The sequence below is a fragment of the Microbulbifer maximicatervae (SeqCode) genome (assembly GCF_056231245.1).
In genome coordinates, this window is record NZ_CP174334.1 from 604,033 (window position 1) to 627,959 (window position 23,927).

At 44.0% G+C, this 23,927-nt stretch carries 19 protein-coding genes; 6 read left to right on the forward strand and 13 right to left on the reverse strand.

The window, feature by feature from the left end; translation table 11 throughout:
• Positions 1-140: 140 nt before the first annotated feature.
• The gene (locus tag ACJJIS_RS02625) at positions 141-1,076 is read left to right on the forward strand and encodes a LysR family transcriptional regulator (RefSeq protein WP_475709411.1); all 936 of its coding nucleotides are present in this window, start codon (positions 141-143) and stop codon (positions 1,074-1,076) included.
• Between the two features lie 167 nt (positions 1,077-1,243).
• Here the strand turns inward: ACJJIS_RS02625 and ACJJIS_RS02630 are convergent, their stop codons facing one another.
• Positions 1,244-2,062: a hypothetical protein gene (locus ACJJIS_RS02630; protein ID WP_475709412.1), complete on the reverse strand. Its 819-nt coding sequence runs from the start codon at positions 2,060-2,062 to the stop codon at positions 1,244-1,246.
• Positions 2,063-2,355: 293 nt separating this feature from the next.
• A complete protein-coding gene (locus ACJJIS_RS02635) occupies positions 2,356-4,521 on the reverse strand; it encodes a winged helix-turn-helix domain-containing protein (RefSeq protein WP_475709413.1) in 2,166 nt (721 codons plus the stop codon).
• A gap of 220 nt (positions 4,522-4,741) precedes the next feature.
• Between ACJJIS_RS02635 and ACJJIS_RS02640 the strand changes: the two genes are divergently transcribed.
• From ACJJIS_RS02640 to ACJJIS_RS02650, 3 genes are all read left to right on the forward strand, one after another.
• Complete coding sequence (locus ACJJIS_RS02640) at positions 4,742-5,593, forward strand: alpha/beta hydrolase (RefSeq protein ID WP_475709414.1); 852 nt, start codon at positions 4,742-4,744, stop codon at positions 5,591-5,593.
• A gap of 148 nt (positions 5,594-5,741) precedes the next feature.
• Positions 5,742-6,836 (forward strand): serine hydrolase domain-containing protein, encoded by a 1,095-nt coding sequence (locus ACJJIS_RS02645; protein WP_475709415.1) that lies wholly within the window; start codon positions 5,742-5,744, stop codon positions 6,834-6,836.
• A 272-nt stretch (positions 6,837-7,108) separates the two neighbouring features.
• Positions 7,109-7,864, forward strand: coding sequence for a hypothetical protein (locus tag ACJJIS_RS02650; protein WP_444940773.1), 756 nt, complete (start codon positions 7,109-7,111; stop codon positions 7,862-7,864).
• A 23-nt stretch (positions 7,865-7,887) separates the two neighbouring features.
• Here ACJJIS_RS02650 and csrA read toward each other — a convergent pair whose 3' ends face one another.
• The gene (csrA, locus tag ACJJIS_RS02655) at positions 7,888-8,076 is read right to left on the reverse strand and encodes a carbon storage regulator CsrA (RefSeq protein WP_444940774.1); all 189 of its coding nucleotides are present in this window, start codon (positions 8,074-8,076) and stop codon (positions 7,888-7,890) included.
• A 651-nt stretch (positions 8,077-8,727) separates the two neighbouring features.
• On the opposite strand from csrA, the gene ACJJIS_RS02660 reads away from it, so the two are divergent.
• Positions 8,728-9,192, forward strand: coding sequence for a hypothetical protein (locus ACJJIS_RS02660; RefSeq protein WP_444940775.1), 465 nt, complete (start codon positions 8,728-8,730; stop codon positions 9,190-9,192).
• A gap of 69 nt (positions 9,193-9,261) precedes the next feature.
• Here the strand turns inward: ACJJIS_RS02660 and ACJJIS_RS02665 are convergent, their stop codons facing one another.
• The 7 genes from ACJJIS_RS02665 to ACJJIS_RS02695 all read right to left on the reverse strand — a co-directional run bounded on the left by ACJJIS_RS02665 (position 9,262) and on the right by ACJJIS_RS02695 (position 17,655).
• Positions 9,262-9,582, reverse strand: coding sequence for a hypothetical protein (locus ACJJIS_RS02665; protein ID WP_445361149.1), 321 nt, complete (start codon positions 9,580-9,582; stop codon positions 9,262-9,264).
• Positions 9,583-9,763: 181 nt separating this feature from the next.
• Positions 9,764-10,057, reverse strand: coding sequence for a hypothetical protein (locus ACJJIS_RS02670; RefSeq protein ID WP_444915550.1), 294 nt, complete (start codon positions 10,055-10,057; stop codon positions 9,764-9,766).
• An 18-nt stretch (positions 10,058-10,075) separates the two neighbouring features.
• Positions 10,076-11,065: a restriction endonuclease gene (locus ACJJIS_RS02675; protein ID WP_475709416.1), complete on the reverse strand. Its 990-nt coding sequence runs from the start codon at positions 11,063-11,065 to the stop codon at positions 10,076-10,078.
• 863 nt (positions 11,066-11,928) lie between these two features.
• Positions 11,929-12,774 carry a pirin family protein gene (locus tag ACJJIS_RS02680; RefSeq protein WP_475709417.1) on the reverse strand — a complete coding sequence of 282 codons (846 nt, stop codon included), beginning with the start codon at positions 12,772-12,774 and terminating at the stop codon, positions 11,929-11,931.
• Between the two features lie 711 nt (positions 12,775-13,485).
• Entirely contained in the window at positions 13,486-14,709 is a 1,224-nt protein-coding gene (locus ACJJIS_RS02685) for an MFS transporter (RefSeq protein WP_475709418.1), read from the reverse strand.
• Between the two features lie 56 nt (positions 14,710-14,765).
• Positions 14,766-16,598 (reverse strand): amidohydrolase, encoded by a 1,833-nt coding sequence (locus ACJJIS_RS02690; RefSeq protein WP_475709419.1) that lies wholly within the window; start codon positions 16,596-16,598, stop codon positions 14,766-14,768.
• Between the two features lie 82 nt (positions 16,599-16,680).
• Positions 16,681-17,655 (reverse strand): MBL fold metallo-hydrolase, encoded by a 975-nt coding sequence (locus ACJJIS_RS02695; RefSeq protein ID WP_475709420.1) that lies wholly within the window; start codon positions 17,653-17,655, stop codon positions 16,681-16,683.
• A gap of 110 nt (positions 17,656-17,765) precedes the next feature.
• Between ACJJIS_RS02695 and ACJJIS_RS02700 the strand changes: the two genes are divergently transcribed.
• Positions 17,766-18,653, forward strand: a complete 888-nt coding sequence (locus ACJJIS_RS02700; protein ID WP_445362479.1) for a LysR family transcriptional regulator — start codon at positions 17,766-17,768, stop codon at positions 18,651-18,653.
• A gap of 478 nt (positions 18,654-19,131) precedes the next feature.
• Here ACJJIS_RS02700 and ACJJIS_RS02705 read toward each other — a convergent pair whose 3' ends face one another.
• The 3 genes from ACJJIS_RS02705 to ACJJIS_RS02715 all read right to left on the reverse strand — a co-directional run bounded on the left by ACJJIS_RS02705 (position 19,132) and on the right by ACJJIS_RS02715 (position 23,917).
• Positions 19,132-21,693 (reverse strand): hypothetical protein, encoded by a 2,562-nt coding sequence (locus tag ACJJIS_RS02705; RefSeq protein ID WP_475709421.1) that lies wholly within the window; start codon positions 21,691-21,693, stop codon positions 19,132-19,134.
• Between the two features lie 749 nt (positions 21,694-22,442).
• Positions 22,443-22,895 (reverse strand): nucleoside deaminase, encoded by a 453-nt coding sequence (locus tag ACJJIS_RS02710; protein ID WP_475709422.1) that lies wholly within the window; start codon positions 22,893-22,895, stop codon positions 22,443-22,445.
• A gap of 764 nt (positions 22,896-23,659) precedes the next feature.
• Positions 23,660-23,917 (reverse strand): hypothetical protein, encoded by a 258-nt coding sequence (locus tag ACJJIS_RS02715; protein WP_475709423.1) that lies wholly within the window; start codon positions 23,915-23,917, stop codon positions 23,660-23,662.
• Between the last annotated feature and the right edge of the window lie 10 nt (positions 23,918-23,927).

A 23,927-nucleotide genomic window follows, 5' to 3' on the forward strand; every position in this document is an offset into this window, starting at 1 on the left:
CTTCCTGTTAAAAACTGACTGCAGTGAGTGTTTGAAAAGACACAGGTAAAAAGCAGCGGTGATAAGGGCAACTGAATAGCCCCAGCCAGTTTTGGCTGTGCCTTGTGATGGTGGGAATACTAGAGGTGCAAGGATACAATTTGAAACAACTACTCTTTGTCTTGGTTACAAATATGAATGGTATAAGCCGCTTGGACCTAAAACAGCTACGTATACTGGAAGCACTGCTTCAAGAGAGAAACCTATCCCGGGTAGCTGAAAAGGTGGGGTTAACCCAGCAAGCGATAAGCGAACAGTTGCGTAAGCTGAGAGAAGTGTTTGATGACCGGCTGTTTATCCGGCAAGGCAACGGTATGGTGCCCACCCCTGTTGCTGAGCAGCTGGGAGGCAGGATCAGTATTATTTTGAAGGATGTAGAGTCACTGCTAACTCCAATAGCGTTTGATCCGGCAACTTATAAAGGGATTTTTAGTATTAGTGCCACGGATTACGCGATTCAATCGGTACTACCCCAGCTATTAGAGGTTGTCCGTAAATCTGCTCCGGAACTTAAAGTTATCGTCAGGGACTTTGAAACAGATAATCTCAATCAATTAATGGTGGCCGGTGAGATCGACTTAGCGCTCACCTTTCCTGATTTTATTCCGGATGATCTGCCATACAAACTGTTATTTGAGGAGCAGCATGTCTGTATAGCGGGAAAAAAGTCTCCGCTGAAGGGTAGGTCATTAACGTTGGCAGACGTGGCCGAGATTCCGCAATTGATTATTTCACCGTCACGGGCAAACCTCAAAGGATCACACGATGAGTGGTTTGCGATGCAGGGGCTAAAACGCAATATTGTTATGTCGATACCCAGCTTTTCCGCCGCCCCAGATATTATTGCCGCGACAGACACCATTGCATTCTACCCTTCAAGATTACTGCCCAACAAAAAAGTTGTCCCCCTTAAGTTGGACACGCAAACACCAAAATTTGAAGTTATTGCAGCATGGCATAGCCGATCTAACCATAGCCAGCTTCATATGTGGATGGTTGAACAGCTGATGAGATTATTTAAGAGTGAAACCTTTTAATAAGTGGTGATATTCTGGAATCTTCGACTCCAGAAAAAGGTGTCGATTTCTCGGCCCAGTGAGCAGCCCTACGGGGTGGAGAGCTGCTCACTGTGATAGTAGACAAAGCCCTGACTCTCAGTTGGCTCCAGCAGGTCTTCTACAGCTATGCGTAGGACTAGCTACTCTCAAACAGAATTATCTGATTCCTTAAGCTCTGTCTGACTCTTTTGGGTCTTCTTTTTTTGGCCAATCAAGCTGCGGCGTTTGAACCAAAAAATTATTGCACCTAATGGGAATCCTGCGGTAAGAGTTAGTGGAGCATGCTCACTTGCAGATACCGCTCCGCCACCAAAAAGCTGAAAGCTGAAGAGCTTTATATGGTAAGCCCCAGTAGTCCAGTTAAGCTTGATAGCTCCGACACTAAATAGAATGAATAGTATCCATAACCATTTTCGCTTCTGAACCGGTGTTCTAATGCAGGTAACCAGGGTTACAAGGATAAAAACTGGGAAAATGATAGCCATCGTTAGTACTAAATAATGACCAAGCGGTTTATTCGATAACGAGAAACGATTTAGTTCTTTTTGTGAGTCAGGTGTGTTGTAAACACTGAATCCGGCAATAGAAATTTTTCCTTCGGTGCGTATCATGTATGCACTGGCCAGAGCCCAACCATCTTCAAAGTGATATTCGAAGGTGAAGCTCCCCTCCCAATTATCATTGATAACCTTCACCTGTGAACCGATAAGTTCAGTGGAGAGTAGCTTGCCAGAGGGAAGATAACCGTGCATCTCCTCAAGTTTTTCTGGGGAAATAGTACCAGCAACTTCAGTATCTATAAGGCTCATTACATAGTCAAAATCTCTCTGCATAAACCGGTCCAGATAATTCTGGGCAAAATTTGCCTCTTTTTGAGGCGCCAGGCTATTTTCTGAAATGTCAGCGTTAGCTGCGGTGGTAAAAATTAGAGCTGTGAAAGCTAATAAGTTGAAAAGTAGTTTCAAATCTAAATCCAGTCTATTTTCTAGTATCTAGTGCATATTATTTTGTAAATAAAAGCAATGACTTTAAGGTTTTGTGTTGGGTTGTAATTGTACTGTCAGTGCCCTAATTTATCTATGTAGTAATGTTAGAAGCTTTATATCTGTATTTCAATGTGCTCAAAATTAATAAAAGTTAAGGTTAAGAAGGCCCATTAAATTTACTGAATTGAAACGATTCAATCGGTAATAAATCACTTGAGTATGCTAAAAGAGGCTGCTTTTATCTATATATCAAGAGCGTATAAGTAATAGAGCTATTCTCTTAAAAAAAGCTCAGCAACTTCTTTTTTAGCGGCAACAACATAGGTAATCATTAGGTTTTCCTGATTAATATCAGTTATATAATCGATATCTCTATGCACTGCTCTCAAAATAGAAAAGTTACCGGTGTCGAGTTCGTAGGACCATAACTGATCATCTCGATTGATTGAGTAAATCACATTCCCTTTGATTACAAACCTTTTCTCACTGCCTTGATGAACCAGCTCTTCGATTAGCTGATCTTCTGCAGGGCCGGGCTGCCAGAAGCGGTTCATATGATCCATATAGATCAGCTGGCCATCTTCGCTTCGTTGGGCCCAGTTAACTTGGGTATCGTTGATAATGCTTACTTCAAGATTATCCAAGTTTACTTCCGCAAACTTTGTAACGCCTTTAACCGTTAAAGTTAACAGCGCGAGGTTACTCACACTATCCCACTGGAATAGTCGGTCAACTGGATGCGCTAGTGAGAAGTCTCCTCTGCTACCGCCCAGGGAGATTTTAGTAAGTATCTGATTGGCACTCGCTAGTATGCTTTGGCCGTCGGTAGACCAGCTAATGCCGTAGATATTGGTATCCATTGGAAACTGGCTGACTTGCCGTAAATCGCTGCCATCAGTTATCCACACCTGATCTTCACCAGAGCGCCTGGATGTAAATGCAATCAAGTTGCCATTGGGTTGGAAAATGCCATCATCTTCTCCCAAAATCGACCGTGTTGTGCTTGGGTAGAGTTCGCTGACATCTTCGTCCGAAGGTGTATCGATTGACTCAGGTTGGTTAAGCGGTATTGATGCAATGTCACTATCGTATCGGCCCTTAATCAGAAGTGCCCTCTGCCCATTTGGGTGGAATTCCGGCGAGCTGGCAGACTGATCCAGGGGTAAATCAAGCTTACTGACCTTTCCATCATAAGTGAGAGAGAAGAGTCGCCGCCCTGTGCTAAAGATTAACTCATCTGTAAGCGGTGAAAAGTTAGGGGATATGGTCCTGCGCTGGGGGATTTCATCCGGATAGTCTATCGGGTGGCTGGATAAAAGCGCCCCCTTGGAATCCAGTATATCTATATAAAGCTGGCCATCTTGATGATGGCTGGTTACGGCTATTAACCCTTCACTTATTGAGTAATCAAAATAGGCCAGGTTTCCATTCTCCAGGTCATAAAGAACCCGACTGGCATTATCCCTGACTGAATAGTTGATCAACCGCCAACGGTCAGTCTCTTTGTGCAAAATAGCGAGATCATTATTATTTAGCCATACCGGGTTCTTAATCGCGGAATTTCTACAGCGCATTAATACATTTGGCTGCTGTGGGCTGGCTAATGCCTTTTGAAAATCCAGGCTTACCAGGTTGTAACAAGTATTTTGGGTTAGCGGTATGGTGCAGTCTTCTTCAGAAATAAATACCAGTTTCTTGCCATCCGGTGATAGTGTATGGCGGCCATAAGTACCCCATTCTGGAGTTAATTCCGTCTCCTTCTGGGTATGTATATTCCTGGCCCAGATTTTATTAACGCAGAGCTTATCTAAGTAACGATTAAATATAATATATTCACCGTCAGGCGAATAAGAGGGGCTAAACTCTTTACGGTCAGTTGCAGTTACCGCCTGTAATCGATCAAATACAAGCTGAGAGCTTTGCTCGGGCGGAGAGTGTTTAAATATAACAAATACTAATAATACCAACCCGACAAGTGCAAAGATTGGAAATCGATTTGGTTTGATCGTCTGGGTTTGGTGGTTTGGATTAACCGGTGTTATATCTTTTTCATGCTCAGGGGGAGTAGGGGAGGGAGCTTCCTCTTCCGGTGCTGTCTTACCCTGTGGAATAGAATCACCATCTTGCCAAACAATATCGCATTCCAGGCTATAACCCTGTTTCGCATGGGTCCTAATATAAGACTGCTGCTTCCGATCTTCCCCAAAGGCTTTTCTAAGTTGCGCAATACTTCTTTGCAGCGTATTGGGTGTGACTATTGTATCCGGCCAGACCTCAGACAGTAGCTCATCCTGGCTCACGACTTTTCGCTGATGTCTTGCTAAGTGGGTTAAGACAGCAAGGGCTTTAGGGGGGACAGTTTGCGAGTGCTCATGTCGGGTGATCTGGTTTCTGGATAAATCAACAAAGAAGTCACCCACCCAATATTGTGAAGCCATTGATGTATCTACCTGAACAAAATATGAGCTAAATTTTGGCAATGGATACTAGCATAAACCCTGATTACAGCTAAAGCAGACTTTGTAAGCTTTTGATAAATAAGCACTTTATAGTAACAGAACAAAGTCATTCAAAAGTCAGGAGCACTTCAGGTGTTTCATAGGCTCCTTGTTTAGATTGAACGCTTCTTCGATCACATGTAACGGTATAAATACTGATATGAAAAAGCGTTTACTAGTCGCCTTTCTCCTGTTGCTACCTATCGCTGCCCTTGAAGCAGGTGAGCATAAAGCCCTGGAGTTATCCACAATCCAAGTGATACCCATTCAGGACTCCGGCAATAACAGGGAATACGAGCTGTATATCAAGCTGCCTGAGAAATATGAGGAGAGTGACACCAAAAAGCATCCGGTCATTTATTATACAGATGCTTTGTGGGCGGTTGAAATACTATCGGCCACCACAGAGTATGCACTGGAAGATGCAATTTTGGTGGGCATTGGCTGGCGGAAAGGTATGCCAGCTGATGAAAATGAATGGTCGAGTCGATATCGGGACTTTAAACCAGCACTACCCTTAGATGATAAAGCTAACGATAAAGAATCCTTTAAAGGAGAGGCCCATCAGCATCTCGCCTTTATCAGAAATGACGTTATAAAGTATATCGAAAGCAATTACCGCGCGAATCCAGATAATCGGACATATTTCGGTTACTCATTTGGTGGTCTCTTTGGAGTCTATGCCTTAATAAGTCAACCGGATACTTTTCAGAACTACATTATCGGCAGTCCATCAAGATTGATAGGCACTTATGTGGATTCTCGTCTTGAATTAGAGCCTAACAAACCATTGATAGAACTACCAAAACAAACCAATGTATTTATTGCCTACGGCGCTTTAGAAGAGGAGCTGGGTGCGACGGTAGAAAGGTTTGTTAGTGAGTTAAAGAGCCAAAAGCTGGCTAACTTATCCATAGAACCAGTGGTTATTGAATCGGCTAATCACACAACGGCGTTTCCAAAGACTTCAGTACGCAGTATTTATTGGCTTGCGGATAAAGTGAAACACTAATCAATATTATATCGATCCATATTAATAATATCGTTAAAAATTAAATACAGGATATAAAATGTTAATCAAGAAGCTAATCACAATCGGGTTAACGTACGGGATATGTACTACTGTAAGCGCAGGAGACCTACAAGCACCAGAAGTCAATATGGCCGACTATAGTAGCGACCTCACAGGCCTGGAGAGATCAATTCCCAAGCTTAAAAAAGCATTTATTGATACAGCCCCAGCGGATAGAAAAGACGGTATTCCTGTTGGTGAAATCGATACCATCAAAGAGAGCTTGGAAAAACTGGCACAGGAAATAGCAGACAACCAACATACACCCTACGATAGCCTACTAATTGCTCAAAATAACAAACTGGTATTTGAATCCTACTACTCCCTTGGTCGTGTTAATTTTCCGCACCCACAAGCCTCTGCCAGCAAGGCCTATACAGCCCTGGCGATTGGGCGGGCGATACAGTTGGGCTATTTAACCATGGAAGACTTAGACAAGCCCGTCACTTCCCTCCTGAAAGGGCTGGATAGGACGAAGCTTGTTAAAGGCGCAGATCTTGTGACATTGAGCCATGCCATGAGTATGCAATCTGGAATTCGTATTGATGAAAAAAAACGGGATGCCTTACTGGAAAATCCAGAGCATTTGACAGGAAAAAAGCTGGCCCAAATCTATTTAAGCCATAGCAAACCGATAACCTCAGAATCGCAAACCTACTTATACCAAGGCTCAGACCCAATGATTGTAATGTTGGTGCTGGATGCTGTGGTTCCCGGTTCCGCGAGCGACTTTATTAAAGAAGAGCTGCTAGAGAAGATGGGGATCGACAACTATCACTGGAAGGAAGCCGTCAGTGGCGTGCCCCAGGCAGGGTCAAGGGCCATGATGACATCTCGCAGTATGGTTAAGTGGGGCACCTTGGTACTCAATAAAGGCAGATGGAATGGCGATCAGTTAATCCCTGAAGCGTTTATTGCTAAGGCCACTGGAAAAGTGGCTGTTCCCACAGATGATGAGTTTGACTATACCAATTTTTCGTTCGGCTACTTCTTCTGGCGAACGCCTCTGAAGGTTGGCAACAAGAAATATATCGCAAAGTTTGGCTGGGGCGGTGGTGGCCAGTATGTCATGGCTATTGAAGACCTTGATTTGGTAATTGCCGTCACCGGCCACAGAGATGATGACAAAACCCTGGGCTTGATAGAGCAACGTATTTTGCCGGCTTTTGCTTTATCAATTTAACCTCAAGCGGCTTAAGAAAATGATTTACCGAGGATAGTCGAAAAGCAGTTGTGGGCTCATTGCCTGGTTTTTATAGCCACTTCCTTGAGGTGGCTTTATTTCAGATCGATGATCCTGCCCAGCGACAACGGACACACCACTAAGCGACTGCTTGTTGGTATATAGGTACTTCTTAGATTGCCAAGATAAGTTTCTAGAATCCTCAACTACGGCCTTGTAATATTGCTAACCACTGCCTTTAAAGCCACATTCTAGTTTTACTGGGTTAACTTATGAAGTCACTGTCTCCAGCGTTACAGGCCGCTATTGAGAATGCCTACGATACCTTCGCTCGGTACCCGCGTTCCGCACATGTCAGTGGTTGTCCATGCTGTATCTCAGAGGAAGACCATAAAGCGCTAAATAGTGCACCTCTGGGCGAACTTACCAGCAGTGATCTTGAGAGATATACCAATAAAGCTATGACCACCTGGGGTGGGGTCGAAGATTTCAAGCATTTCCTACCCAGGATTCTTGAGCTTATTGCCACTGATACGCCATTAACGAGCTATAGCGAGATCATCGCCGGCAAACTTGTATATGCAGACTGGAATATGTGGCTAGAGCCTGAGCGAAGGGCCGTGACTCTATTTTTAAACGCATGGTGGCAGTCGGAACGCTGGGATGCCGGTAATGTAGAAACCTGCTTGGCCACACTTGCCTGTGCAGGATGCGATATTTCCAAGGAGCTTAGGGAGTGGTGGGAAGATGATTCTCCTGATTCCCGGCAATGCATCATCGAATTTTTAGCAAGCCAGGTAGATGTACTGACCCAGGGTGAGTCACCCTCACCCTTTTGGAGCGAAGAGGGCACCAAGACTTTGAAAACTTGGTTTCACAAAGTTGTACAGGTGCCCGTATTACTTTCGCTCGCCTTGGAGCATCCCACCGACTCTGAGTATGAATTATATGCAATAGCATCCATGCGTCTCGGGAGCAGCGTTGCTGATACTTGGTTTGAAGAGTACCAAGCCCGCTATCTTATTTAGAAATGATGAGAAGTATCCGTTGCTCAATCATTTCCATCGTCCACTTTCTGTTCCTTTCGGATACGCCTATAAACTTCCTCACGGTGAACCGGTAAGGATTTGGGAGCGATTATACCTACCCGCACCTGATTACCTTTAACTTCTAATATCGTGATTGAGACGTTTTCCCCAATCCTGAGGTTCTCGCCAGTACGGCGGTTTAAAATCAACATATTGGTTTCCTAATGAGACGCAAAGCATTGGCAAACCTCCCGCAACGGGAAGGCCAGGAAAGTAAGAACGGTTGCAGGTATTAGGAGGGGCGCGAGAACGGTAGGCGTAAAAGAAGAAAAGGCGGGCGCTAGACTCCCAGTGCTTGGGGAATCGCCTCAGGTTACTGAATTTGCAACCTTTTATTGAAGACGAGCGGGTTTCTAGCGTACCATTCATGGAGCCACTTTGATAACTATGGTATCAATTTGGTTAGCTGGCCCCGGGTGTTGCCGCACCCTGGGTCAGCGCCTTTTACTTACTCTTACGTCACGCTACCGTTCTCCTTTGAGAATGGGTCTTTTATATAACTCTTGATGTTCTTGTTTTATCTTGGGCTGCTGGCTTGTCGAAGCCGGTTTGATCACGGCCCAAAATATTGATAAATATCTTTCGATTCTACGCAGCTTTGACGCTGAAGAAAACTTAATAAAATCCAATAAGATTATTTGTGCGCCTATATTTTATTGGTTGTCTGGTTCTATATCTCACAGGTGATTGGTATATTGGTCTGTAGATTTTTTCTAGTTGATGTGATTTGTATTTTTAACTTGCTAGAATTTCTTGCCTCTTTGATGAGGTGGGGCGGTTTTATCAAAAGAGCTGAAAGGTGGATGATGAAAAGTGGAATTTTAATATTGCTGCTAGCCTCTTTTTCTATGATTGCGCAGGCAGGAGTTCCTGACGTATTAAAAGCGGATAAAGCAGATTTTATGTATTCTCTACCGGAAACATTTGGTGATACGAAACTGTCTTTCCATGTGTCCAGCAACCAGCTTGCAGGTTTGACTGTTGCTTACAAGGACCATAATGTGCGTGCCCAAAAAGAATTACTTAAGGGTATATCTTCGCCTTCATGGGACTCTCTTACTGTGGCTTATGAAGATGTAGACGGTGATGAGGTTATTCAACACTTTTCCTTCTGTTTTTATGAAGAGTCAAAGTTAGGCACTGGTAAGCAGCCGAGATTTATTGTCTATTATGTCTATGAAGAAAAAATAGATAGAAGAATTATTGATGATTTTAGTTCACTGATGGCGGGAAACTGTTGGCCAGTTTTATTGAGCCGCCGAGAATAATAGCGCTAGAGAAACGGATAGATGAAAGGCCGGTAATAGCTGGCATTGGACTCGATGGTGAAAACAACTTTAAGTGCTGTTAGTCTTATTGGATTCTTCAACCCATTGTTGGTTAAAGCCTGCTCTTTTGGTATAGCCGATGAAAATATTCATTAGCTTTTCCATGCAATCCTCAAGGTCGACATCAATATCTGGTTGTCCATCGTTTTGATAATCTTTAGCTGCCTGATCTGCCATTTGCCAGAAAAACTGAGTCAGTAGTTTAGTTTCTTCAGCTGAAGTGATATCTCTCTTGCCAAGTAGAATGTCTTCGGCCAGTTGGTTTTTTAGCTTGTGGGAGTAGTGAATTGCTATATCTTTGATGGCAAGTTCATGTTCGTTAAATTTCATCACTATGTGTAAGCCTCGATATATATTCTACTTTTTAAAGAGTTTTCGAGGTGTAGAGGAAGTTGAGAATTTTCGCTAGGCATTATGTCAGAAGGCTTAGGTAGGGTGATGTTAGTATTTTCAGAGACCATAAAAGTTTTAAAAGCAGCTTTTCATTATTATATGGTTCTAATGTTGAAGTTTAGGCATTATCAATTTCATCATCCCACTGCTGCTCATAACCCTTTTCGAAAAGGTATCCGCCAAAGCTGTTGTACAGCTTTTCTAGCCAAGATTCAGAGCTGGCCTCGCAAGGTAGCTCTGGCTCTTGTGCGGATTTCTCAACCATGGCCCAGAAGAACTTACTGAGATGAGTGGCTTCTTCTGAAGTGGTTACATATCCACGTTCTAAAATATCCATTGCCACTGAATCTTGCAGTAATTCAGCAAAAAACAGGGCAACGGTTTTCTCTTCTGGATAGCGATATTCGATCACGGTACTAGCCCGCCTGTCTTAATCCACCGGCCAGTAAATACGCACCAGAGGCATTAGTGCCCTGCCTTCCAAATCGAAGCTTTCATAATGGCTGACGATAAGATCGGCCAGGTCATCGAGATCCACTAGGGTGAGGGGGAAGGTGGAGCGGTCGGCTTCGTAGCGGGCTTCGCGGGTGAAGCCGCCGGTGCTGACGAACAGGCCAGAATCCCCTTCCCGCAGGGCGCCGATAAAGCCGCGTATGGCGGGGGCGCCCATGGAGCCATCGCGATGTTTCACTTCGGCTTTAATGCGAGGCTGGGTAAGGCCCAGGCCGTCCGGTGAGGCGATCACATCCACACCGCGATCAGGGCCCTTGGGGGATACCTTGGCCTTAAAGCCCATCGCGCGCAGTATCGCCGCAACCAGCTCTTCCATTTCTTCGGGCAGTAGTGCGGCGATCTTGTCTTTGATTAACTCATGGCTCTGGGCCACGGTTTCGTCTTTGAGCTGTGCGCTATCAGTTTCTGCGGCCTCGTCTTCCTGCGGCGCTAGCGTACGGCCTTCGAATATGGTTAGGAAGGCATCAATGGTTTCCTGGCTTAGGGAGAAGAGGGTGAGGGTTGAGCCGAGGGAGTTCTTGGCTTTTTGTGGCAGCTGGTCGCGGCTGACTTTACCGAGCCATTCCACCTTACGCAGGTTGGCGTAGTCGCCGATAATATCCGGTTGGTAGAGATACTCCCCTTTATCGACGCCCAACAGGTAGTTCCGTGTCTCCGGGTTGTAGCTCACAATATAATCGCCAGCGGCAATCTGATCGCGAAACTTCAGGATCATGGCTAGGGCGTTGGCGGTAGCCGAGGGTTTATCATTACCGTAAATCTTGATGTATTCATCCCGCAAGCGCTCGGTGCTTGAATACTGGCTTAGGTCTCCCAGCTGTGACCAACCCACTGCGGCAAAGCCTTTCTCGAAGTCTTCACTGTAAATACCACCGCGCCCGGCGCGGATCATCCATGCGTTGGTCATACTTCGATTTCCCTATTTTCCAGTTCATTTAATCAATTAGTCGATACATTGTAACCCTTACATGGTTTGCGCAAGGAGTGGTGGTCCTGAGTAGCATTCAATGAAACTTGGTGTAGGTGTGTCAAGACCGGAGATCAAAAATAAGTCGCCACAAACCAGGCAACTCTTAAGTTAATGAGTTACCGACCTTTAAATGGCTTATTACCAGAACCAACTCCAGGTAACTTGAAGGTCAATGCAATCTGCTACCTGAATTAAACTTTATTCAATATTCTCTTTTAGTTACTTTCATTCTAATGAGTGACACTAGCCTATAGGAAAGCTAAAGGTTTGAAAACTTGGCGCTAGACAGAAAGCTTGTAACTCTAACTATTTTATAACAATTGGCTTTAAGTAGTGGTTGAAACTCCCGTATACGATAAGTGGATCATCTTGCTGCTCCATCAATAACACATTTGATAACCTCCCCCCTGGTTTGCTCTTGGCCTACTATACCGGCAGGGGGGGGCTTGTAGGTTATATTGATGTTGTGGCATTAGAGCCCCTTATAATAAAGGTGATTATTTTCTACGTGGGTCTTGCGGTTTTTATTTTGTGAACTCAGAAAATAGTGGCACGCATAATCGCTACGGGACAGACTAATTTGTGGTCTTAAGAAATATTGTATGAAAGGCTCGAATACTGGGTTACGAATTCTATCCATACTCATTTATGCCATACTCAAATCTGATCGAACTATTTCAGTACATCCTGATTACCTTTAGGAATCCATTTCTAGATTTTATAGTACCTTTGAAAAAGTACCATCGGTTTCAATATTTCCAAGTTATAGTGCCCTTGGTCAGTAGAATCACATGATAATTCTAAAACGTGTTATTATTAAAATCATAAAATGCTTGAAAAAGCTCTTCCTTTGTATTCATTACGAAAGGGCCGCCCCTAACTACCGGCTCATTTAGAGGTTTCCCCGCAACCAGTATGAAGCGGCTACCTTTACCACCGGCTTCGATTAAAACTTTACTTCCTTTTGTTAAAATGCCTAGTTGACGCTCAACCAGCTTTGACTTCTTTGATCCCGTATTTAGAGAACCTTCAATTACATAAATAAATGCATTATGTGTTTCTTCTAGATTCTGTACAAATTTATGGTCTTGCGCCAAGGTTACATCAATATAGGTGGGGTAAACGTATCTATTTTCCACAACACCTTTTGTGCCAAAATTAGTTGTCCCTGCAATGACTTTGATGTTTTGGCCTTTTGTAGTTGCTTCAGACGAAATTTGACTTTCTTCAAACTCCTGGTAGTCAGGATCAATCATTTTCTTATCTTTAGGCAAATTAACCCATAGTTGAAGGCCCCTTAACAATCCATCTTTTTGCTCAGGCATTTCCGAATGTATGACACCTTTACCTGCAGTCATCCATTGCACGCCATTTGGCTCTATAATGCCCTCATTTCCCATATTGTCTTTATGTCTAATTTTTCCATTTATCATGTAAGTTACAGTTTCAAAACCTCTATGCGGATGGTTGGGAAAGCCTCCAATATATTCATTGGGGTTGTCGCTTTCGAATGAATCCAATAGAAGAAAGGGGTCCAGCATTTCCAGGTTTTGTGTCCCAATCAAGCGAGTTAACTTTACTCCGGCTCCATCAGAACCCTGTTCACCAGATGTTGAGAACTTTAATTCTCTAATACCTTTTAACATAGTAAATTCCTTGAATTAATCGGTTTCGTTGTTGATGGGTAGGATCAAAGGCTTCATCAGATTGATTGTGTCTATTCATGCTCCACTTTTAAATTTCAAAGGGAGACTATTGACGAACATAGTTCAGATAAAGACCCATGTGGGGAAGTTTAAAGCCATATCGGCAGTAGTAAAATATGAATATATAGATGTATTCGTTCGATTTGTTAGAATTGTCAGAGGAAGCTGGCTGGGTTAAGTGGATTCCAGTCATTGTTAGATATGTTGATACAAAAATAATAGAGTGGAATATTATATTTTCAGGTGGTGTTAAAATGAGGTGCCGGGTTACAGTGTCGTATCTGTTTTATTGTTCCAATAAGTGGGCTTATATTAGTTTTTAGTTGTCTTTCTGGGAGGGCTAAATTAGATAACAGTTAGGAAACTAATATGTATTGGACTCAACTATTCTTGTGAAAAATACTATAGCGAGTTGCTTGTCTTTAGGTTTTTTTGCAGTTGTGTATTAGAGTTTAATGGTGTTTATAAGTGTTTTGTCTCGATCGGGATTAAAAGCTTATACCCCTTCCATGGGTGCTTTCTGTACCTTTGAGAATAGCTATTATGGGTTTACTTTTTTCAAGCTTAATGACAGTTGATTTTTCAAGGCTATAGTGGGAGCTCCTTATTGGTATCATAAGTTATTAAAATAAGAGTTTTAGGTCTACTCTGCTAGGGGATATTCAAGGCCTCCTGGTCTGCAGGGCCTACAAGCTGATTTCTTACAAATACTGTTGCGACGAGCAAAAAACATGAAGCAATTAGCAGCGTATTTGATATTCCTGCGTAGGAAGCTATTTTTCCCCAGAGCATACCTCCTATAGCCATAGCGCCCATATATGTTGCCATAAAAAATGACATTCCTCTTGCCCTTATCCAATTTGGTAGCATTTCCTGAGTAGCCAGAATAAGCGGAGATAAAAAGAGTAACCAGCAAAATCCCGCAGTGAACATTGCTACTAATACATGGATATAGCTGGTTAGAAATGACAGTAATAACATGGATGTAGCATAGCCAATAGATGCGATACATAGTAAATTATCTACTTTAAAGATTGTGCGGAGCTTATTGGTGAAAAACACAGCACTTACCGCACCGAGCCCTAAAAATGACATTAATAAACTGTATGCTTTTGGATCGTCTGTATATAATTGAGATGAAAAAGTGGGGAGTAACGCCCATAGAGTACTAGCAAAAATAAAAAACGACAACGCTCGAACCAGTGCGTGTTGAAGTTTTGATTCTCGCTTTATGTATTTCAGGCTATTTTTTATTGCTGATACGAAATTCTCACTATGTTGATTTGTTGCGCCGTTTCTATTCGGTGTCCAATAGCTAAGAGCCATTATTACAAATAAGAAAGAAATAGCGTTTAAAGCGAAAAGTACCTCCAGGTTAAAATAGATCAAAAGTACTCCGCCGAGTATTGGACCAATCACTCTTGCCAGATTAATTCCCATGCTATTTAGGGCTATGGATTGGGGTAAGTCTGCTTTGATTACTATTAGTGGTGTTATAGAAGACCAGACTGGGACCATTAATGCAGTTCCGATACCAATTAAAAAGGTTAACGTCAGTAACGATAAAATAGATGTCGATCCGGTTGCTGTAAGAAGGCATAATATGGAGGTAAGCAGGAACATCCATATTTGTAATATTATTAAATATCTTTTCTTGTCGACAATATCTGCGAAGGCACCAGCTGGAATCGCAAGAAATAGTGTGGGTAAGGATGCTGCAGATTGAACCATAGCGATCCAAAATGGTGATGAGGTTAGTGAAATCATTAGCCAATTTGCACCAATCTCATGAATCCATGTTCCTGTATTTGAGATTAATGTTGCAGTCCAAATGATCAAAAACAGTTTATTTTTGAATGGGGCAAGGGAAGTCAAGGCTTAACTCTCTTTATAAAGGCCACTACTTAAGGTGGCCTTTCTGTGGAAGCTATTTATGGCCAGTAGCTGCCATAGAATTTTACAGGTGACCAACTAGGCAGAAGGGGCTCTAGTTTTGGTGATAAAGACTGATAATCCCCATCTCCATATACAACCTCTCCATCTACAACAGTTAGTACAGATCTGATTGACTTGATTTCTTCCAGGGGGACTTCCATGTAATCTTTCGACAAAATTGCAAAATCTGCTAATTGACCTTTAGACAACCTTCCTTTGATATGCTCTTCTCCTGAGAACCAGGCACTGCCAACTGTATAAAGTCTGAGCGCTTCTTCTCGCGTTAAAAGATTTGATGACTCATAGAGCTTGCGGCCACTGACGGTTTCACCGGTGACTAAATAATGTAGGCCTAGCCAAGGGTTAAAGGTTGAGCCCCGTGTGGCATCAGTACCCATACCAATAGGGATACCTTTATCGACAAGCATTCTCAATGGAGGTGTAGCTTTTGCCTTTTCAGCTCCATACCGTTCAGAAAAGTCATCACCAAGGAATACCATACGACTTTGAATGGCAACGCCGCCACCAAGTGACTTTATACGCTCTATATTATTCAGGCCTATCGTTTCGGCATGTTCAATCGACCATCGAAGTCCGCGAAGCGGTTTATAGCTATTTACGTCTTCAATAACGTCTAAAATCCTGGTAATTGATTCATCATAGGTTGCATGAATCCTAAATGGCCATCTACGCTCTACCAGTAACTCAATAATTGGTGTTAGATCTTTTTCCATATCGGCATCCAACACTGGTCTGTCGGATCTAAAATTTTCAAAGTCTCCAGCTTTCCATAGTAGATACTCACCTCCTCCATCAATTTCAAAGCCGTGCTCTTTAGTACTGTCGGTGTTTGTCCCCGCTTTATTTCCCCTTGTCCAATTGTGGTAGTCTTCCAGCTCTTTCCCTGGATTCTGTGTAAATAAATAGAAGGATGTTCTCAGTGGTAGTTTTCCTTCTGTGGCCAGTTTTTCTGCGACACTATATCCATCGGGATAACCGAACCCGCCACCTCCAGCGTCAATAACAGACGTTAAACCAAATTTTGCCAGTTCGTGAAATAAGTGAATTGTTGAATTTACTTTTACTTCTTCTGAAGTGTCTGGCAGAGCTGCGATCTTGCCGTAAAAAATTCCAGGATGTGGCTGTGCTAGCATTAACCCTGTGGGTGTTCCATGTGAGTCACGTACGAATTTTCCGCCCTTTGGATCTTCCGTATTTCTGTTGATTCCAAGTTTATCCATGCCCACTTGGTTAAGCATTCCAACACTATAGAAATATTGAATATATACTGGGGTGTCGGGAGCTGCCTTATTAATTTCAACAATAGTTGGCAACCGTTTTTCCTTGAATTGCCATGGAGACCAGCCACCTATAATTCTTACCCATTCACCTTTTGGTGTTCTACTTGCTTGCTCAGACAACATGTTTAAAGCTGTCTTTAGATCGGGCACACCGTCCCAACGTAACTCCCTTGTATATGCTAATCCGCTACGCAAGAAGTGTGAATGAGAGTCGATCAAGCCCGGTATAACTCGTCTATTCTTCGCATCAATAACTTCAGTCGTTTCACCTCTGTACTGATGTATTATTTCATCGGTGTCTACATCCAGAATTTTTCCATCTCTAACCGCTATGGCCTGGGCAACTGGCTTATTCTTATCTTGGGTCGTTACCTTTGCATTAATAATGATCATATCCGCATAAACGGCGCTGTCGAAATTTTCTATCATCCCCTCATTTGCGATGGTTGCGTTTTTACATGCAGCCAAAACCGTGGCGGCACCCATTAAGATTAGGCGTTTTCGCCATACATATTTTGAATATGACATACTAGATTTCTTAGATTTGAAAGCGCTCACCTACCTACTCAGGAGGTATAGTAAGCGCTTATGGAGGAATGAGATCAGAGGGTTATTTAACTTTAGAAGAGGAAAGCTCTTTATATGCTGCGGGGACATTCAATCCAGAGTGAACCCACCCGTGAAGGGCATACCCTTGGTATTTTGGCAGTTGAACTTTCTCAACTGTCTCCTCAAGGGATAGTCCTCTTGCAATTGCCTTTTCCACTTTATTTTTAAGTGCAGTCAAGTAATCAATATGCCATTTTATTGCTGAACGGTTTGTAATTGGGCCATGACCAGGGATAACTAGTGTAGATTCATTTATTGCGCCATATACATATTTCATGGTCGCTAATGTTTCTAATAGATGGCCATCAAGCAGCCAAGGTAAGGCAGGTTTGGTAGAGACTACGGGATTACCTGTCCAAAGTATGTTCTCTCCTTTAACGGAGACGAATAGATCGCCGCCAGTTTGAGCAAAACCAAAATCATCTATGTCTACAGTTTTGCCTCCTAAATCAATAGAAATACTTCCGTTTTTGGGGACTAAGATATCGCCGGTTTTGGGTATTACATCCTCAATTCCCCTGCCTTCACCGAAGTTACTAATCATGAACGCAGTATCTTGCTCGAAGTAGTTATCTACATAATCCTTTGCACTTTCATGCTGGATAATAGATACACTGCTTGGAAAAACATAGTTTCCATATGAGTGATCACCGTGATAACTTGTATTAACTAAATACTTGATGGGTTTATCTGTTTCAGCCTTGACCAACGATATCATTTGTTCGGCAAGGCGCTCATTTATCATTGACTCTATCACCAGAACAGAGTTTTCGCCGATAACAAATCCGCCACTTGTTGCAATAGGATAGCCACTGCCAGCTTTTTCAGAGGCATCTGAAGGTATTACAGCATATATGCCATCTGAAACCTTTTGAGATTCAAGGATGATTGTATTGCCATCCCACACGGGCTCTTGGGCAATCGCATTCACAGTAAAAGCTACACCAGCCAGCAGTGTAGTAATGGATTTAAGCATTGTAGACATTTCCGGTAATTATTAAAACGCGAGAAATCCTACATCATGTTTGCTTAGTAGTTACGGCAAAGATAATATGGATCGAATCTATCGATATATGGTGTACTTCCGTGAAAACCACGCTCGAACAGTTAGAAGCTTTGGATGCTTTAAGGAAGGAAGGCTCAGTATCAAAAGCTGCTGATCAACTTGGCAAGAGTCAATCCACAATTAGTTATACGCTACAAGAACTTCAAGATACCCTAGGTTTAACTCTGGTTGAAAAAGATGGAAGGAAAACCAAATTAAATCATGCCGGTTTGCTTTTGAGTGAGCAAGTTGAGGTGTTACTGAGACAACATTATGACATTGAGAATCTAGCTGGCCAGCTAAAACAGGGGGCGGCAGCTACGTTGAGTATTGCAGTAGATACTTCATTTCCAAAGAGTATTCTCGATGCTACTTTAAAATTATTTCACAGCCAGCAAAAAAATGTCCGCTTGTCTATAAAGGAGCAAGCGATGTCTGGAACTAATGCGTTACTTCTTAATAATGCGGTGGATTTATGTATCGGTATGACCCCACCCCCCGGTTTCTTAAGCGATAAATTGCTAGATGTTGAATTTATCTTAGTGTGTAGCCCAGAACATAGCTTATCTAACCAAAAAAATGTTTCTTATTATGAACTGAAGAGAGAGACTCAAGTTCTAGTAGCAGACTCCGGGTCGATGGATGTTTCTTTCGGTTGGCTTTCACCAAATGTGAAATGCTCCGTTTCCAACTTGAACGAGGCCTATCGCCTTGTAAAGGGGGGGCTTGGTTATGGCAGGTTGCCGGTGCACATGGTTGCCGAGGATGTTCAGTCAAATAAGCTATGTAAAATTGATATGATTCATGGATTTTCCTATACAGTGTCTCTTTATTTAACTGTAGGTAATAAAGCACAGAATAATTCAGTCAAGCTATTTTCAAAAATTTTGTTCGACATCGTAAAAAAGTATCAAATTAAAAGTTGCTGATTTTAATTCGATCTTATAGTCGACCAGAAGACCTTTAGTTGTTCGCATTTAAATGTAAAAGCATTATCAATTATTTACCATCCTTAAATTTAGAATGATTAATAAAGAAGCTATAGATAAATGTGGATTGCTTCCGCAATGTCACTGAGGATAGCGATGATCAAAAACTTTATTATGCGGGGGAGCCTAATCAGTTATCCGGTAGAAAGTGGTAAATTATTGTGTAAATTTAGGCTGATACTCCAACCTGAATAGATAGCTGCTACTGATACGAGTAAACCTTCCTCTTGAGAATGTCTAGGGAGCCTCTGAATAACTCTGCAAGCTCCGAAGGGCTGGCCTTGAAGACTCGCAGAGGCATTACGGAGTTATTCAGAGGCTCCCTAGCAGTCGAGTGCTACCAAATACCAGCCTAGCGGTCGCCAGGTATCGCATGGGTTGCCCGGGCGTGCAATGGCCACCCGAGCAACCGCGCGATTTACTCCGGTACTGCGATAATTAGAAACGACACGTGTGATTCGCTGTTTTCTTGAGTGTGCTTGCTGTTCCCCGAGTCGCCGTCGCCGATCAGTGCGTGTGGATTGTGCAGTATGACCTGCGAGCCTGACGTGGAGTAGGTTTCCGAACCTCCGCCGACTTGCCGGATGTCGTGGTCACTGCTGTCGTAGTGGACGCGATAGCCAGACAGGAACACTGCTGCGTCGCTTATAGGCTGGCCCATCTCAACATACGCGTCATCACTCGTTTTTTGGAGGTTTGTCACGTACTTTGCGATCAGAGGGGGGCTCTTGCTCAGCTCAATGAGATTGCCATCAATCGATGCGATGGCATTGTTGCCCGAGTCATCGTGCATCTGTGCAGTCGATTGGATACCCACTTCGTAGTTATTAGGAACCGCGGTGGTTGCATCGAGCTCAATGGTGCGAACATGGTGTGACTTTGGGGGGTCGCTCGGGTCGTTGTCCTTGTGGTACTCGCACGCCCAGCCTCCAAGGGCAGCATAAGCCTCTGGCTCATCGAGGGGGATGTATGGGCTGGTTGATTCATCGGGGATACCGGTGATGGTTCTCGGTAAGATCACACCGTCTTTGGGGCCGTCGACCACTGCGATGCAGGACAATGTCAATTGGGAGGCTGAGGGGCTTAAACCTTTCTTCTGGCCGTACAAAGTGGCGTCAGGAGTGACGGTGAGGACGGCATTCTTGTTGTGAACCTGGGTGAGTGACAGGCCCAGCGTTTGCGTCTGGTGGTCCGTGCTTCCTTCGTACTTGAAGAACCAGTAGGTGGCGGCAACGATAAAGCTCGTCACTTCTGAGCCGTATCTACTGAAGTCAAACCGGAACCTTCCGCCGTTTTCATCCAGCTGCTGATTGATCTGCATCATCTGAATATTCGGAGGCGCGATTGGGGTGGAATGAAGCTTGATTGGCATATAGGCCCAATCACCACCAACCTGGAGATAAGCGGGCGAATTCGTCTTCTTGACCTGGAAGCCGGGAATCGCGATGTCGACACTCCCTTTCTTCGAACTCAGAATCGAGATGATCAATTGAAGGACCCAGCCAAGCGGTACGAACGCCCACCAGAAGGGGAGCTTCGCTTTTGTTTTCACCTGAATGTTGAGCACATCGTCGTAGGCGTTGAAGCTTATCGTCGCAGAGAGCTTTAGGGTCTGGTAGACCCACAGGGTCATGGCCCCACGCTTCACTCTGATGTCGGCACTGATAACAAGATCGCCGTCGTTGTTGAACGCCGTTTGGAGGTTATTTTCCTTGATTTTGATATGCGCACCCTCAATCACATCCTCGACGTCGGTGTTGAGGTACATTTTTTCGGGGTAGGTATCGGTCACCGTCAGCTGCGAAGAGGTCAGTGGCGTTGCTTCAGCAATCGCCGCGGCCACCGAAGTCAAAATGATGTCGTTGGATACGATGAGTGCCGATGTACAGTTGCTAGGGATAGTCTGTGGTAGAAGCGCGTCTATTGGCTGGCGATTCCCACGGCATATCCCAAGTCCGAACAAGTTTGGGTCGGAGCCGCCATCAAAGGCTGTATACATCACTCCGATGTCCAGGTTCCCGGCGGGTAGGGGAGTGTGTTGAGCAACCGTGTATGTGATGGGCCAATCAAAACTTGAGATGAGTTGGTCGACTGCTCCTTTCACCGCGTCGGTAATGTCGAGGCCCTTGATCGACTTTGAGAGTTGAATATCGCTGAGGTCAAGTTCCATCATGTCCCAGTTGGGCTTTTGGATGGTCGCAGTGACTTGCCCATAGTGGTTGATGCTGGCGCTGGCTTGCATTTTGTTGAGGTCAAGAATGAGCCGGGCGTGACCGGGGCTTTGGCCCTGCGCATCTTCGATGTTGCTTGTGATACCTGGGAACTTGATGAACCCTGTGATGGGCAGGTCGAGCGTCGCCTTTTGGTCTTCGGGATCAATGAAGGCGGGAAAATCAAATGCGAATTCGTAGCGAACCTTGGCGGGGCCCTTGCCGACACTTCCGCTGAAGGACCATTGGCCTGAGTCGCCTTCGAAGAGCTCGCCAATCCAATTGTTGACCGCTCCTTGGGTCGAGGCACTGATCAAGTCCCAGCCTTGCGAAAGGTCTGGGTCTGGCGAGGATTCAACTTCTTGCAGACCTTGCTGCTGTTCAATTTCTTCTTCAATTAAGTCGCTTGGCTCTTCTCGGTCAAACAGGCCGCGCAGCTCCTCGACCAGCTCGGGGTTCGGGTCGCATACCCGCTGAAAGGTCGAAATTGGGTCGAGCGCAAATTGGCGTGCATTGCCTTCAGATTCACCGAGCCACTTGAGCATGCGAGCTTCATGTTGCAATAGGTTGCTCAGGACGGGGTCACGTCGCAGTGGGTCTGTTTGAGATGTTGGCGTGAATTCGAAAGAGAGAGAGGTCGAACTATCTAATTGTGAGGCTTGCTTGCCTAGCAGGCGCTGCAGGTCGTCAGGAGAGAGTGTGAGGGACGCGGTTTGCTTTTTGAGGCGGCGCTGCAGGCTGTCGGGAGAGAGTGTGAGAGTCTCTTCCATGATGATGCTCCGTAATCTTCATTAGTTTGATTTTTTTGAAAAGGCGAGTGGCCGGGTAACACCACGAGCCCTCTTTGATGCGGCAATCGAACATCAGGCCTACTAGAAAATTGCCACCCGCCCTAAGTTACTCTTTAAAAAGGCACCAGCCAACAAAGTCGAAGGCATTATCAGGGAAAATGTTGAAGTCTTTTTTTTGATAACATTTTTTGCGCCGTTATTGGGATGTTCTAAATGGAGCCTTTCGGTGAAAAGTTACGGGACTATTGCAGCAGCAAAGGTTTTATCCATTGCTCTTGAGGTTATTGCTACTGGATGAGTATTGTGTGACAGATCAAAAACGTTCCCTTGGATATGAAAAGCGGAGGAAGGAGAGGGCTAAATAACGTGCCAAAAGCTGTTATCAGATTTTGAAGAGCCGGATAAGACTGGGCTTTTTGGTGGGGATGAAAATGCGATGTGGCACGATATTCATGACGGGAAACCCGCACGACTCTGGTCTAAATGATAAAAGAAAAAAGCTAACCCCTATCTGGTAGAAGTTCGCCAATAAACTGAGCTAATGCATGCCGGCTCTGTGTTAGCTGGGTTATCTTTTAATCACGTATTTCTAGCTCGCTCTGTAGCGAGGCTTTGGATAGTGGGGTACTCATAAAATCGAGGGGTTGAATGCTCACTCTCTATGTACAGAAATAATTCTTTTATTGTTTTTGATTTAATTCCACTTTCATTCAATATTTTAATATTTTTTACTCGCCAATATCTTCATGCCAGATATCAGGGTGCTGCTGGATAAATTCATTCATAAGATTAATACAGTCAGAATTATTTAGGATGGTTAGGCTTATGCCTTCAGATCTGAGTAATAGTTCATCTCCCTGAAAGGTTTTGTTTTCACCGATAACAATATTCCTAATGCCGTATAGACGTATGGCTCCGCTGCACATAGGGCAGGGCGAAAGGGTCGTATAAAGCGTGCACTTTTGATACTCGACCGCTCGTAACCTTCCAGTCTTTTCCAATGCGTCCATTTCAGCATGCTTGATAACACTATCCTGTTGGATACGCTGATTGTGGCCTCTGCCGATAATTTCTCCATCACGCACTACTACACAGCCGGTGGGAACACCTCCTGCGGCCAAGCCCTTGCGCGCTTCCTCAATGGCTGCTTGCATAAACGCTTCGTGCTCAGACTTGCTCATGGCAGTCCTTTATTTAAGTTTTTAAGGGTGCTTGAAGTATAGAGTGTAGAGCTTTATTGATATATCACTGACAGCCAAGGTGATGGCAAAGTCTATTATTAATAGATTTGGGTTTTTCACTAGTGCGGCTCTTACCCTAGGTAGTAAATTTAATTCTGGAATTTATCGCTAAGTAGTACCTAAAACGTGAAAGAATTACCCGAAAAGATTTTGCGTGAGGACGTGGGGGGCTTGGAGTCGAGCACTGGCAAGTGATAGAAAAGGCTAACCTAGCGGCTGGCCTTTTTCGCTTTAGAGGAGATGTTAACGGTTGAAAATATTTTTTTATTTTTTGGTAAATATTAATTAAAAATTTCGTGCATTTGATAGCCCGTTAATGAGTCTACCCAATAGAGCAAACTACGGGAGTTGGGGACTATTTTTGTGCAGGTGCGAGTTGTATAGGGTGCTGATTGGCTGATGCTCCTGAGAGCTGGCCTGGCCCAGTAGTTGGGGTATCCAAGCCCCTTCTTTGATAAGGTTTCTACTCAGGTTAACGAAATAATAAGCCTTTGATTGTGGTGTACTAACTACCTGTGGTGAGAAGGCTAAGAAACTCTAAACAGCTAAAGATATCTTTGAGCAAAGTATAAGGGTGGCTTATAGAGTGACTATTGTTGGATTCTGTCGCAAAGTTTGCGACAGAATCCAAAGTGGAATGCTACAGCTGGCGTTTGCTCATAGGTGTCAAAAAGGGTTTTCAGCCCCCTATACCCAAAAGCAATTCATTCGCTTAGCGTAATTTCTGCACCTTCACCAGGTAATTCAGATACTGGCAGCGAATCACCGCTATCTTTTCGGCTAATATTCACGGCGGTAATGCTGCTAGAGAAGGTTTTGGATTCGGAACCACCGGAACCACCGGAACTGCCGCTGCTGTTGGAACTACTGGAACTGCCCCCGCCCCCGCCGCCACAAGCACTCAGGGCTAATAGCAGCAGAGCGGAGACCGCAGATTTGAGTATGAAGCTTTTCCCGTTCATTAGTTTGCGC

Coding starts and splice junctions, on each gene's coding strand:
- ACJJIS_RS02690 (WP_475709419.1), bottom strand. CDS start 16,598: ATGTCATATTCAAAATATGTATGGCGAAAACGCCTAATCTTAATGGGT.
- ACJJIS_RS02695 (WP_475709420.1), bottom strand. CDS start 17,655: ATGCTTAAATCCATTACTACACTGCTGGCTGGTGTAGCTTTTACTGTG.
- ACJJIS_RS02680 (WP_475709417.1), bottom strand. CDS start 12,774: ATGTTAAAAGGTATTAGAGAATTAAAGTTCTCAACATCTGGTGAACAG.
- ACJJIS_RS02665 (WP_445361149.1), bottom strand. CDS start 9,582: ATGAAATTTAACGAACATGAACTTGCCATCAAAGATATAGCAATTCAC.
- ACJJIS_RS02650 (WP_444940773.1), top strand. CDS start 7,109: ATGAAGTCACTGTCTCCAGCGTTACAGGCCGCTATTGAGAATGCCTAC.
- ACJJIS_RS02705 (WP_475709421.1), bottom strand. CDS start 21,693: ATGGAAGAGACTCTCACACTCTCTCCCGACAGCCTGCAGCGCCGCCTC.
- ACJJIS_RS02645 (WP_475709415.1), top strand. CDS start 5,742: ATGGCCGACTATAGTAGCGACCTCACAGGCCTGGAGAGATCAATTCCC.
- ACJJIS_RS02715 (WP_475709423.1), bottom strand. CDS start 23,917: ATGAACGGGAAAAGCTTCATACTCAAATCTGCGGTCTCCGCTCTGCTG.
- ACJJIS_RS02635 (WP_475709413.1), bottom strand. CDS start 4,521: ATGGCTTCACAATATTGGGTGGGTGACTTCTTTGTTGATTTATCCAGA.
- ACJJIS_RS02640 (WP_475709414.1), top strand. CDS start 4,742: ATGAAAAAGCGTTTACTAGTCGCCTTTCTCCTGTTGCTACCTATCGCT.
- ACJJIS_RS02660 (WP_444940775.1), top strand. CDS start 8,728: ATGATGAAAAGTGGAATTTTAATATTGCTGCTAGCCTCTTTTTCTATG.
- ACJJIS_RS02710 (WP_475709422.1), bottom strand. CDS start 22,895: ATGAGCAAGTCTGAGCACGAAGCGTTTATGCAAGCAGCCATTGAGGAA.
- ACJJIS_RS02675 (WP_475709416.1), bottom strand. CDS start 11,065: ATGACCAACGCATGGATGATCCGCGCCGGGCGCGGTGGTATTTACAGT.
- csrA (WP_444940774.1), bottom strand. CDS start 8,076: ATGTTGATTTTAAACCGCCGTACTGGCGAGAACCTCAGGATTGGGGAA.